Raw genomic sequence first — 12,252 nt, 5'->3', positions numbered from 1 at the left:
TGTGCGACCGTATCATTATCCGGTAGGACGGCTTTGCTGCTGGACACATCAAATTCGTCCTACCACTTCCTTGTGAAGCCTTCTGCACCACCGCCTTTCATCTTCTCAATAGATGGGTTCTACGGCGGAAAAACAGCTGCTGAAACTAAACCCCGGAAGTACTGCTAGATAACCACCAAACCGATTAGTCGCTCGCCAAGGTATCGAGAACATGGACGTTCTCGAGGCGCTCGAGGCCGAGTCAGGTCTCGTCGCTGTCGTCGGGGCAGGTGGGAAGAAAACGACACTCTACGCGCTCGCACGACGAACCGCCGATCGAGGAGCGCGGACAGTCGTCACTGCAACCGTCAGAATTCCGATCTTCGACCGACAGGTTGAGCGAGTCGTCGTCACCGACGATCCGATCGCGGCCGTCGAGCGGACGGGTGCAGAAATCGACCGGGGGCCTCTCGGCGTCGTTCCCGATACGGAAGGCGAGGATCGGTACGTCGGCTACGAGCCATCGGTGGTCGCCGACCTCGCAGCGAGCGGAGTGGCGGATCTCGTCCTCGTCAAAGCCGACGGGGCTCGGACCCGCGAACTCAAAGCGCCCGACGATCACGAGCCACAGCTTCCGCGGGCCGCGGAGACGGTCGTCCCGATCGCCAGCATCGCCGCGGTCGGTTCGCCGCTCTCGACCGATCAGGTTCACCGACCCGAACGAGTGGCGGCGATCACCGGACGCGAGATCGGTGACCCGATCCGGCCGATCGACGTCGCTCGAGTCCTCGCGAGTGAGCGGGGCGGACTGGCGGACGTCCCCGACGACGCGACGGTCGTCCCGGTTCTCAACAAGGTCGACGACGCCGCGGCTGCGGAGGTGGCTCGCGAGATCGGGACGGCAGTGATCGAGTTGGCGCCGCGCGTCTCGCGGGTGGTCCTCGCGCGGATGATCGCCGACGAGCCGGTCGTCGACGTGCTCGAGCGAGGGTGACGACCGGACGACCGAGGGATTAGTGCGGCGCGCGATCGGCATCGAGCCGTTCAGCCGCCGCCTCGAGTTCCTCACGGGTGTTGACGTTCTCGAACGTTTCGAGGATCGCGTGCTCACGCATCTCCGATTCCTCGAGGACGACACAGTCGAGGTCGGCGAGCACCTCCACAATCCGTCGGTCGCCTCGCTCGAGCGCGCGTTCGCAGGCCTCGGCCGTCGCGTCGGTCCGATAGACCGCCTGTGTCGTCTGGTACCACTCGTCTACGCGTACGACGGCGGCGTCGTGGCCGATCGCGCGGTCGAACAGGGACTCGAGAAAACCCGGATCGACGAACGGCATGTCACAGGCGACGGCGGCCGCGTACTCGCCGTTGACCGCGCGAAGCCCCGTCGCGATACCGGCGAGTGGGCCCTGGTCGGGGACGGGATCGACCGCGAAGCAGGTCGTCTGGTCACGATCGATGTCCGTCCAGTGGGTGCCGGACTTGAGGGCATCCCGGATCGTGGACACCTGTTCGGCCCGGCAGTTGACGACGAGGTCGTCGACGAGAGGTCGAACTCGGTCGACGACTCGGCGGATCATCGGCGTTCCCGCGAGGTCGGCGACGGCCTTGTCGGCCTCACCGAACCGCGTCGAGTGACCTCCCGCGAGGACGACGGCGGATCGCTCCGATGGTTCGGAGTCCGCGGTCATACCCGCCAGTTAGTCGGGCCGGCTCAAAAGGGTCCGGGCCGGGCGGGCGAACCGACGTCGGTTCGGCGGGCGGTAGCCGGCCGGAGCGTGGTCACGCGGAGTCAGGGTGGCCGTTGTCACCGAGTCTGAACAGCGCCGTATACAGCGTCCACGGATCGCAGTCGAAGCGGTCGGCGAGTTCGTGACACCGCTCGAGGTACGTTTCGTACGCCGAAATCGACGGCGGGTCGGGGTAAGATCGCTCGAGGTCGCCGGCCGCGTGAAGCGTCGCCCACACCCGTGGCCCGACGACGACGTACTCGTCGGGATCGATAAACTGGAGGAAGCCGGAGCCGACGGAAACGTCGACCCCGTCGAGTTCTATCAGCGACTCGAGACCAACCACGGCGTCGTCTGCGTTCACTGCGTCGTCGATGGCGCTCCTGACGTCCTCGAATTCGGTGTCCCAGAACCGGTCCTCCGCCTCCCGTCGCCGGTCGTCGGGATACGCGCCGAGGAAGCGCCGGTAGTACCAGCGGACGATCCAGGCGGCGTCGCGCCGTCCGTACTCGCCCGACGCGAACGCGCCGGGCAGCGTCTCAAGGTTCTCCGTCTCGACGACGGCCAGCGGAGCGTGTTCCCGGTAGGCCCGCGCCTCGGTCTCGACGATCGATCGCGTGAGTTCCATTGCGGTAGTGTGCGTCGTGACCGGTGTTAGCAGTTCGGGCGAACCGGTGCTGGTAACACGTCAGTATGGTATGTGACCGGGGTCTCGAGCGAGAGCCGACTTCGAATTCGACCGACGAAATTGGCTTCTGGCCTGATACGGATTGCTGTAGCGATTTACCGGTGAGACCGCCGTCCAGGTCGCGGTCTCACCGGAAATGATCTACAGTAAACCGTATGAGACGGGTTACTGTCGGTCAGTGCTGACACACCTGCGACCCGGGCGGTGGGTGCGCCGGGACGTCGGGACAGGAATCCGTATGAGAGAAACACTCATGCACGCTCGAGTGGTGAATGGATACAACGCGGTTCGATTTCGAGGGGTACTCCACGAATGTCCAGTGATCAACAGGAAACGGTCGAGACGATCTGTCCCTACTGTGGCGTCGGGTGTGGCATCAAAATCAGTCAGGGAGACGAGCGCGGCGACGTCCGCTTTCGACCCTGGGGCAACGCGCCGGTCAACGAGGGGCGCATCTGTATCAAGGGCGGCGCGGCGACCGAGGTCGTCGACCACGAGGGTCGGCTGACCGATCCTCTGATACGGGACAACGGTGAGTTCCGCGAGGCCACCTGGGAGGAGGCCTACGAGTACGTCGTGAGCGAACTCGAGCGCATCCGAGACGAGTACGATCCGGACGCGATGGGATTTTTCGGCTCCTCGAAGACGATGAACGAGGAGAACTACCTCCTCCAGAAACTCGCCCGCCGCTACGGGACGAACAACGTCGACAACTGCACGCGGATGTGTCACGCCTCGACGGTCTGGGCGCTGCGGACCAGCCTCGGCGCGGGGGCGATGACCAACAGCATGGCGGATTTGCGAGAGGAGTGTGACCTGTTCTGGATCCAGGGGGCGAATCCGGGCGAACAACACCCGATCGCGAACAGCCAGTACTTCCGGCAGGCGGTGTTAGACGGCGCGACCGTCATCCAGGTCGACCCCCACGCCAACAAGACGACGCGATCGTTCGGGATCGACGACACCGACCGCCACCAGCACCTCCAGTTGAATCCGGGAACCGACATCCCGCTCCTCAATATCGTCCTCGAGACAATTCTCGAGCACCACGAAAACCACCCCGAAGACGGCTGGGTCGACGAGACGTTCGTCGAGGAGCGCACGGAGGGGTTCGGCGACCTACAGGAAACGCTCGAGGGGTTCGATACCGAGGCGGCAGCCGAGGAGTGTGGCGTACCCCTCGAGGAGATCGAACTGGCCGCCGAGAAGTACGCCGAGGCCGACAATGCGGCCATCTTCACTGGGATGGGGATGAGTCAACACCGCTGTGGGGTCGACAACGTCCAAAACGAGATCAACCTGGCGTTGATCACGGGCAACCTCGGGCGGCCCGGCACCGGCGTCAACCCACTGCGGGGGCAGAACAACGTCCAGGGAACCTGTGACGTCGGTGCGATGCCGAACGTCCTGCCGGGCTATCAACTGGTCGACGACGACGAGGCGCGCGAGCGCGTCGAGGACGTCTGGGGGTTCGAGATACCGGACGAACCGGGCCTGACGAACGTCGAGATCTCTCACGAGTTCGGCAACTCGGTCCACGGCCTCTACGTCGTGGGCGAGAACCCGGTCATGAGCGAACCCGACGCGAACCAGGTCGCCGAACGGATCAAAGACCTCGAGTTCCTCGTCGTTCAGGACATCTTCCTGACCGAAACGGCAGCGTACGCAGACGTCGTCCTGCCAGCGACGTCGTGGGCCGAACGCGACGGAACCGTCACAAACACCGACCGACGGGTCCAGCGAATGCGCGGCGTCGAGAACGTCCACGAGAACACGAAACACGACCTCGCGATCCTCTCGGAGATCGGTAGCCGACTGTTCGACGGTGACGAGTCGGGTTCGACGGAGAGTCAGGCGGTTCCCGGCGGCGGCTTCGCGTTTGACGATCCGGAATCCGTCTTCGAGGAGCTGCGGGAGGTCTGTCCGATCTACCACGGAATGAGCTACGACGCACTCGGGACGGAGGGGCTTCACTGGCCGTGTTACGTCCCCGGTGACGAGGGCGATCCCTACCTCTACGCCGAAGAGTTCGACACCGAGAGCGGGCTGGCTCACATCGAAGGCGTCAGCCACACGCCGCCGGCGGAAACGCCCGACGACGAGTACCCACTGATCCTGACGACCGCGCGGGTCGAGGAACACTACAACACGGGGACGATGAGCCGTCGATCGCCGACGCTCGAGCGGCAGGTCCCCGAGAACGTCGTGGATATCCACCCTGCCGACGCCGAGCGATACGGCGTCGAAGACGGCGACGAGGTCACGCTCTCGTCACGACGCGGGGAGATCGAGGTCGTCGCACAGGTAACCGAGGACACGAAAGAAGGCGTCGTCTGGACGACGCCACACTTCGCGGCCGCCTCCGCGAACCGTCTTACGAACGACGTACTCGACGATAGAGCGAAGATCCCGGAGTACAAGGCCGCCGCGGCCGAAATCGAGGTCGACCTCGAGTGAGCGCAACGACCGACCCGGTATCACGGGATTGATTATCGGCCGGTTCGAGGTGTGACCGATGAGTATTCCGTCGTTCGTCATCGGCATCGCTGGCGGGACGGGCGCCGGGAAGACGACCGTCGCCCACGACGTCGCGGAGGCCGTCGGCGAACCGCTCACACGCATCCCCCTCGACAACTACTACGAAGATCTCTCACACCTCGAGTACGAGGACCGAGCGACGGTCAACTACGACCACCCGTCGGCGTTCGAGTGGGAACTCCTCCGCGAGCAACTCGACGCCCTGTTGACCGGCCAGTCGATCGAGATGCCCCAGTACGACTTCGAGAGACACGTCCGGACGGACGATCATGTGACCGTCGACCCCTCGGAAGTGATCGTCCTCGAAGGCATTCTCTCGCTGTACGACGAGGGGATCCTCGAGATGCTCGACCTCCGGGTGTACGTGATGACCGACGCCGACGTCCGGATTTTGCGCCGGATCGAACGCGACGTCGTCGACCGCGGCCGGGAGTTAGCGGGCGTGATCGAGCAGTATCTCGAGACGGTCAAACCGATGCACGAGCAGTTCGTCGCGCCGACGAAGAAGAACGCGGACGTCATCATCCCCGAGGGATCGAACCGGATCGCCGTCGATCTTCTCATCGACAAGATCGAAGCCGAACGCGGCAGTTCTGATCTCGATGAGTTCGGCTCGGATCCCGATTCGGAGCTCGATGAGTTCGACTCGAGTCGGGGCCCGAGTCTCGAGCGGGGCGAACCTGGGACCGAGTCACCCGACCACACGGGCGCACCCGAGTGAGTGTGGTCGCTCGGTGTCCGTCGGTCGAACAGGTGCGAAAAAGTACATGTGAGTCGGCGCCGACGGGACAGGTATGGCTCGCCCCTCCGCTACGACCGTCGCGATCGGTGCGCTCGCCGGTCTGACGAACGTCGCCGCCGTCCTCGCACTCTACGCTCGTGCGGGGTACCCGACGCTCGAGTCGGCGTCGAGTGTCGCCGTTCTCGCGGTGACCACCTTCGCCGTCGGACTCCTCGCGGTATCGGTCTCCGCACACACCCGTCTCCTCGCACCCGTGGCTGGATTCGTCTTCGTCCTCGGCGCCACCGTCTCTCTGGAGTTGACGACGCCGAATCCGGAGTGGAGCACACTCGACGGATACGTGATCGTCGACGGGCCGACCCACGTCGCGAGCTACGCGAACACGTGGTACGTCTGGCTCTCGTTGCTGCTGGTCGCCGGCGGCCTCGAGTTCGCGATCAGGCGCGGCTACGGCGTCGGCGACGACCGTCTTCGGAATCTTCCCGCGTTCCCGCTCTCGAGATCGGAGTTGGCGTGGTCGGTTCTCGGTCTCGGAGCACTCGTCGGCGTCGCGACCACGCTGTTGGTCCTTCGGGCCGGCATTCGCCCGTCGGTCGCCGCGATCGCAGTTCTGGCGTTCGCGACCGCCGTCGCGGCCGTTCCGCTGGCTGCGCTGTACGCTCGCGGAATCGTCTCGCCGGCGATCCTGTTCGTGTTACTCGTGCCCTATCTCCTGACTGTCGAGGTCTTCGTGACGACCGACAGTCCGGTTCACATCCTCCTGTTCGGCCCGTACGCGCTCGTGCTCGCGCTGGCGTGGGCGCTCGAGTCGGTCGTCAGGTCGCGGCTACGCGGCTGGGACGGCGGTCGGTTCGCGAGAGAAAATCCGACGTGAGCGTCCGGGGCCGACCGCTACGGCCCGCCGGAACGGTCGAGTTCGACACCCTAAAGCGATCGGACTCTGTGATTCGAGTATGGAGTATCACGAGGCGGTTGACTTCCTCTTCGGTCTGCGGCGATTTCGCCCGAAACCGGGGACGGAGTCGACAGCGCGACTCCTCTCACATCTCGGTGATCCACACGAGTCGATCGAGTTCGTCCAGATCGCCGGCTCCAACGGGAAGGGGAGTACGGCCCGGATGGTCGAACGGACGCTCCGCGAGGCCGGTCTCTCGGTCGGACTCTACACGTCTCCACACCTGACGGACGTCAGAGAGCGCGTCCGGGTCGACGGGCGGAAGATCCCACGGTCGGCGGTCACCGAGTACGTCGAAGCCGTCCGCGACTACGTGAGAGCGCGAGCCAGCGACGGCGAGTCGCCGACGTTCTTCGAGACGATGACCGGACTCGCGCTGTGGCAGTTCGGCCGACAGGACGTAGACGTCGCAATCCTCGAGGTGGGAATCGGCGGAAAGTACGACGCGACGAGCGTCGTCGATCCGATCGCGAGTGCGGTCACGAGCGTCACCTTAGAGCATACGGGGATCATCGGTGACACCGAGGAGGCGATCGCCCGCGACAAGGCTCACGTCGCCCCCGCCGACGCCTCGCTGGTCACCGGCGTCACGGGCTCCGCGCTCGAGGCGGTCCGCGAGGTCGCGGGTGACGTAATCACTGTCGGCGCGACCGACGGCGGTGCCACCGGTGACGGGGAACCGCTGGACGTTCGCGTAACGTACGAAGGCCGGACGAACCACACCGAAGCCGCCGTGTCGATCGAGGGTGCGGGAATCGACCTCGAGACGAGGATTCCACTTCCGGGCAGACACCAGGCCGAGAACGCCGGGATCGCCGCCGTTCTCGCCGGCCAGGTCGGCGACGTCAGTGACGGAGAGCTCGAACGCGGCCTCCGAAACGCCCACTGGCCCGGCCGGTTCGAGGTGATGGGGACCGATCCGCTGGTGATCCTCGACGGTGCGCACAATCCCGGTGCTTGCGAGCAACTGGCCGAGACGCTCGCCACGTACGAGTACGACGATCTGATCGTCGTCTTCGGCGCGATGCACGACAAGGACCACCGCGAGATGGTGGCTGCGTTGCCGATCCCCGACGCGGTGGTCGCGACGGAGCCGTCACTCGAGCGCGCAGAGGAGGATGCGGTGCTGGCCGAGGTGTTCGCGAACGCCGGCGTCACGGACGTCCGGACGAACCCCTCCGTCCCCGATGCCCTCGAGGCCGCTCTGGCGGAGGTCGATCCGGACGACTGCGTGCTCGTCACGGGGTCGTTGTTCGCAGTTGCAGAAGCGCGCTCGCGCTGGTCGACAGTGAGCGTCCCGAAGCGAATCCGGAATCGCGACGACGCCCGCGACGCGCTCGAGGGGGCGGACGTCGACGCGGTCGACGTCGACCGAGCCGAACGAAGCGCGATACACCGGGTCGTCGAAACCAATCTGCAAGTGAGCCAGGCGAACCGGCTGCAGGAAGAACTCCTCCGTCTCGGTGGCGAGTGCGTTCTCACCGGCGGCGACCGAACCGACGAGCGCGTCGACGCCGTCCTAATGGGGACGCTCGCGCAGTTTACTAGCCTCGTCGAGACCCTCGAGTCCCGCTCGCCTGGACGCGGCGGTGTTCGATCGATCGCGCGGGACCTCCGGGAGAGCCTCGAGATCGGCTCGTCGGACCCCGAAACAGATCCGTGGTACCCGTGGCACGACCGCACCGCAGTCATGGGGATCCTGAACGTCACCCCCGACAGCTTCCACGACGGTGGCGAGTACGACTCGGTCGACGACGCCGTCGCACGCGCCGAGGCGATGGTCGACGCGGGCGTCGACGTGATCGACGTCGGTGGCGAGTCGACACGTCCCGGTGCGAAACCGGTCCCGACCGCGGCGGAGATCGATCGCGTCGTCCCGGTCGTCGAACGGCTTTCCGACCTCGACGTTTCGATCGCGATCGACACTCGAAAGGCTGCGGTCGCCGACGCGGCCCTCGAGGCCGGTGGCGACGTCGTCAACGACGTCTCGGGCCTCGAGGATCCCGAGATGCGGTTCGTCGTCGCCGACCACGACGCGGGCCTGGTCGTGATGCACAGCATCGACACTCCCGTCGTTCCGGACCGCAAGGTCGTCTACGACGACGTCGTCGAGGACGTGATCGACCAGCTGTCCGAGCGCATCCTGCTCGCCGAGAAGGCCGGAGTCGACCGCGATCGGATCGTCGTCGATCCCGGAATCGGGTTCGGGAAGTCTGCCCGCGAGAGCTTCGAGATGCTCGGACGCCTCGAGGAGTTTCGTGCCCTGGACTGTCCGATCCTCGTCGGCCACTCCCACAAGTCGATGTTCGCCCACGTCGGTCGCGACGCAGACGACCGCCTCGAGGCGACCGTCGCGGCGAGTGCCCTCGCTGCCGACCGCGGCGCAGACATCGTTCGGGTCCACGACGTTCCGGAGAACGTCGCGGCGGTCCGGACGGCGCTGGCAGCGCGGAACCCGGACCGGTTCGCGTGGGACTGATACGATTTCCTGTCGGTCAGTACCGCCGCGTCCGGGACCCACTCTCGGGAGCGGCGGGACACGGTTACAGCAATCCGTATGAAACGGGTTTCCCCTCGAGCCGTCGGTTACTCCTCGAATGTCACTGGCGGAGACGAAAGGCCCTTAAGTTCCAACTGCCTACGGAGAGATGGATAGGTCGGGCAGTTTGGCCCTGCTCAGTACCCGCGCTATGGTCATCAGCGGGGACCGAACGCCGTGGGCGTCCGGTCAGACCGGCCGGGGCCCCGGGAGCCAACATGGAAGCCTCGTCCGTCGGGGACAGCGGTCCACGGTGGCCGTCCGCAGGGACGTCCCACCGTGGTTAGCCGGCGACAGCCCATCAGGCGCGGAAGCGAGCAGTGGACCGCCGGACACCTGTCGCTCGACGGGTCGCGGGGTGGAGAAGGCAACCGGGATTCCCCCGTTCGGAACGACGGGCAATCGCGGCTTCCACACTCATACTTCATCAGAATTACAGTACCGACGAGTTACGACACCGTTCGTACGGGTACGGATATGTGAGACCGTCACCCTGGCAGTCCCTCACGGAACTGACGACAGGAGACCGTATCAGGCGTCAGCCTGCCAGGTCCGCACCCTGTCAGCGCTGATGCCGTCCACCGAATCGGCGACGTCGTTCGGATCGGCGTCGACCAGTTCGTCGATGCTCTCGATACCCGCGTCGGCGAGCTTTTCGGCGGTCTTCGCTCCGAGTCCATCCAGAACCTCGAGGTCTGTTCCGCTCTCGTTTTCGCGGGCCTGAAACTCCTTGTAGTTACAGATCGGACAGCCCAGTTCCCAGGGCTCGTCGCCGTTGTGAACGACGAGTTCGGGAAGGTCGTGTTCGTCGCAGTACTCGTCGGTGACCTCGATATCACCTCGGCGGGGAAGTGGCAGCGAGTACTCGCAGTCGGGATAGCGCGTACAGCCGACGAGCCGCGAGCCGCTCTGGAGGGTTTTGATCGCTAACTCGCCGCCGTGTTCGTCGGCGGTTTCACCGCCTTCGTCTCGCGACGTTCCCGACGTCGCGCTGTCCCCGCATTCCGGACAGTCGCCGAGGATCGGCCCTTCACCCGCTTCCTCGGCCTTACAGAGCGGACAGCCGTGGACGAACGTCTGGCGGCCCGCGAGCATCTTCACCTCGTTCAGGCCGTGTTCCTCACACTCGTCCTCGAGGATGAGCGGTTTGCCCGTCGAGGGCAACGGAAGGGTGTACTCACAGTCCGGATAGCCGTCACAGCCGACGAAGTACGAGCCGTGACGACTTCGACGGACGAGCAAGTCCTCGCCACACTCCGGACACGGCCCCAGTCGCTTGTCGTCTTTCAACGACTTGCGGAGGTGGTCGCCGATCTCCTCGCGCGAGTCCGCCAGACTCGCGAAAATCTCCTCGAGCATCTCCCGGGACTCGTCGGTGACGTCCTCGAGCCCGGCCTCGCCGGAGGCGATGGCGTCCATGTCCGCCTCGAGCTGGGCGGTCATCCCCTCGCTGACGACGCGGTCGGCGTAGTTTTCGGCCGCGTCGACGACGGCCATCGCGAGCTTGGTCGGACGCGGCGGGTCACTCTCGATGTAACCCCGGTCGTAGAGCTTCTCGACGGTGTTGTGGCGGGTACTCTTCGTCCCGATCCCCATCTCCTCCATGGTCTCGATGAGCCGTGACTGGCCGTATCGGCGTGGTGGCTGGGTCTCTTTGTCCTCGAGTTCGACGCCATCGATCGACAGCTCTTCGCCCTCGTCGACGTCGGGGACGAAATTCTCCGACGTACTGAAGTACGGGTAGACGTCGTGGTAGCCGGCCTCGAGGAGGCGTTTCCCGTTGGCTTTCAGCCGGTGATCGCCGACTTCGGCGACGACCTTGAGGTGTTCCCAGACGGCGGCGTCGGCGACGGTCGCGTAGAACCGACGGACGACGAGTTCGAAGACCTCCCACTCGTCGTCGGAGACGTCTCCGCGGGCAGGGATCTCACCGGTCGGGTGGATCGGCGGGTGGTCAGTCGTCTCCTCGTCACCCTCCGTCGGCGAGATCTCGTCGGCTTCGAGGAGGTCTTCGGCGGATTCGCCGAGCGTCGGGTGGCCGACGAAGTCGTCGAGCAGTTCCTCCGGATCGAGGTCGTCGGGGTAGACGGTGTTGTCGGTCCGCGGGTAGGTGACGTAGCCGGCGGTGTAGAGGTCCTCGGCGATCGACATCGCCCGCTGGGCGGAGTAGCCCAGCGAGCCCGCGGCGCGGATGAACTGCGTCGTGTTAAAGGGTGCCGGCGGCGCGTCGGTACGCGTCCGTCGATTGACGTCGACGACGGTAACCGTCTCCCGCTCGGAAAGCGTCTCGTAGACTGATTTGGCGACGTCTTCGTCCCAGACGCGTTCGGCCTCGTTGTCGTCTTCGTCGCGGTAGAAGTACTGCGCATCGAAGGCGTCGGCACCGTCGGTCTGCTTCTGGAGGTCTGCGAACAGTTCCCAGTACTCCTCGGGGTCGAACGCCTGGATCTCGCGCTCGCGGTCGACGATCAGCTTGAGCGTCGGCGACTGCACCCGACCGACGGAGATGAAATCGTTGCCGAGCTGGCCGGCCGACAGCGAGAGAAATCGGGTGAGCGCCGCGCCCCAGATGAGGTCGATGATCTGGCGTGCCTCGCCCGCGGCAGCGAGGTCGAAGTCGAGGTCTTCGGGCTGGTCGAAGGCGTTCTGGACCTCGTTTTCGGTGATCGACGAGAAGCGAACGCGGCGGATGGGAACGTCCTCGTTGACGTCGCGAACGATCTCGTATGCCTCCTTGCCGATGAGTTCGCCCTCGCGGTCGTAGTCGGTCGCGATCGTGACACGGGTCGCCTTGCGAGCGAGGATACGAAGCGTCGCGACGATGTTCTCTTTCGTGGCGGTCTTTTCGATATCCGCGTCGATCAACTCGACCGGCTCGACGTCGCGCCAGTCGGAGTACTCCGAGGGGAAGTCGACGCCGACGACGTGGCCCGACAGCCCCACGCAACGTTTGCCACCCCACTCGTAGACGTTGACCCCGTTCTCGCGACTCGAGTCGTAGCTCTCTCCGCTCAGAATGTCGGCGATTCGTCTCGCAGCGTTGTCCTTCTCGGTGATGATCAGTTCCACCGGCGATCACCTCTC

The 12,252-nt window shown here is 65.2% G+C and carries 8 protein-coding genes and 1 other RNA gene; 6 read left to right on the top strand and 3 right to left on the bottom strand.

Translation table 11 applies throughout. The annotated features are described in order from the left end of the window. Positions 1–211: 211 nt before the first annotated feature. Positions 212–973, top strand: coding sequence for a selenium cofactor biosynthesis protein YqeC (yqeC, locus tag GRS80_RS09400; RefSeq protein WP_160047315.1), 762 nt, complete (start codon positions 212–214; stop codon positions 971–973). 19 nt (positions 974–992) lie between these two features. Here the strand turns inward: yqeC and GRS80_RS09395 are convergent, their stop codons facing one another. Continuing rightward, positions 993–1,667 (bottom strand): molybdenum cofactor guanylyltransferase, encoded by a 675-nt coding sequence (locus GRS80_RS09395; protein WP_160047314.1) that lies wholly within the window; start codon positions 1,665–1,667, stop codon positions 993–995. 91 nt (positions 1,668–1,758) lie between these two features. Continuing rightward, positions 1,759–2,334: a hypothetical protein gene (locus tag GRS80_RS09390; RefSeq protein ID WP_160047313.1), complete on the bottom strand. Its 576-nt coding sequence runs from the start codon at positions 2,332–2,334 to the stop codon at positions 1,759–1,761. A gap of 372 nt (positions 2,335–2,706) precedes the next feature. On the opposite strand from GRS80_RS09390, the gene fdhF reads away from it, so the two are divergent. The 5 genes from fdhF to ffs all read left to right on the top strand — a co-directional run bounded on the left by fdhF (position 2,707) and on the right by ffs (position 9,587). Then, positions 2,707–4,851 (top strand): formate dehydrogenase subunit alpha, encoded by a 2,145-nt coding sequence (gene fdhF, locus GRS80_RS09385; protein WP_160047312.1) that lies wholly within the window; start codon positions 2,707–2,709, stop codon positions 4,849–4,851. Between the two features lie 58 nt (positions 4,852–4,909). Then, entirely contained in the window at positions 4,910–5,653 is a 744-nt protein-coding gene (gene udk, locus GRS80_RS09380; protein WP_160047311.1) for a uridine kinase, read from the top strand. Positions 5,654–5,726: 73 nt separating this feature from the next. Next, a complete protein-coding gene (locus tag GRS80_RS09375) occupies positions 5,727–6,548 on the top strand; it encodes a hypothetical protein (protein ID WP_160047310.1) in 822 nt (273 codons plus the stop codon). Between the two features lie 79 nt (positions 6,549–6,627). Next, positions 6,628–9,108 carry a dihydropteroate synthase gene (folP, locus tag GRS80_RS09370; RefSeq protein ID WP_160047309.1) on the top strand — a complete coding sequence of 827 codons (2,481 nt, stop codon included), beginning with the start codon at positions 6,628–6,630 and terminating at the stop codon, positions 9,106–9,108. Positions 9,109–9,274: 166 nt separating this feature from the next. Then, positions 9,275–9,587: signal recognition particle sRNA (gene ffs / locus GRS80_RS09365), an RNA gene on the top strand. Positions 9,588–9,699: 112 nt separating this feature from the next. Here ffs and GRS80_RS09360 read toward each other — a convergent pair. After that, the gene (locus tag GRS80_RS09360; protein ID WP_343161514.1) at positions 9,700–12,237 is read right to left on the bottom strand and encodes a DNA topoisomerase I; all 2,538 of its coding nucleotides are present in this window, start codon (positions 12,235–12,237) and stop codon (positions 9,700–9,702) included. Positions 12,238–12,252 lie beyond the last annotated feature (15 nt).

The sequence above is a fragment of the Natrialba sp. INN-245 genome, assembly GCF_009807105.1.
Taxonomy (GTDB): Archaea; Halobacteriota; Halobacteria; order Halobacteriales; family Natrialbaceae; genus Natrarchaeobius; species Natrarchaeobius swarupiae.
This window is presented reverse-complemented; position numbering and strand designations above follow the sequence as displayed.

Bases quoted from the DNA above. Each gene is read 5' to 3' on its own strand.
- GRS80_RS09395 (WP_160047314.1), bottom strand. From the start codon at position 1,667: ATGACCGCGGACTCCGAACCATCGGAGCGATCCGCCGTCGTCCTCGCG.
- folP (WP_160047309.1), top strand. From the start codon at position 6,628: ATGGAGTATCACGAGGCGGTTGACTTCCTCTTCGGTCTGCGGCGATTT.
- udk (WP_160047311.1), top strand. From the start codon at position 4,910: ATGAGTATTCCGTCGTTCGTCATCGGCATCGCTGGCGGGACGGGCGCC.
- fdhF (WP_160047312.1), top strand. From the start codon at position 2,707: ATGTCCAGTGATCAACAGGAAACGGTCGAGACGATCTGTCCCTACTGT.
- GRS80_RS09390 (WP_160047313.1), bottom strand. From the start codon at position 2,334: ATGGAACTCACGCGATCGATCGTCGAGACCGAGGCGCGGGCCTACCGG.
- yqeC (WP_160047315.1), top strand. From the start codon at position 212: ATGGACGTTCTCGAGGCGCTCGAGGCCGAGTCAGGTCTCGTCGCTGTC.
- GRS80_RS09375 (WP_160047310.1), top strand. From the start codon at position 5,727: ATGGCTCGCCCCTCCGCTACGACCGTCGCGATCGGTGCGCTCGCCGGT.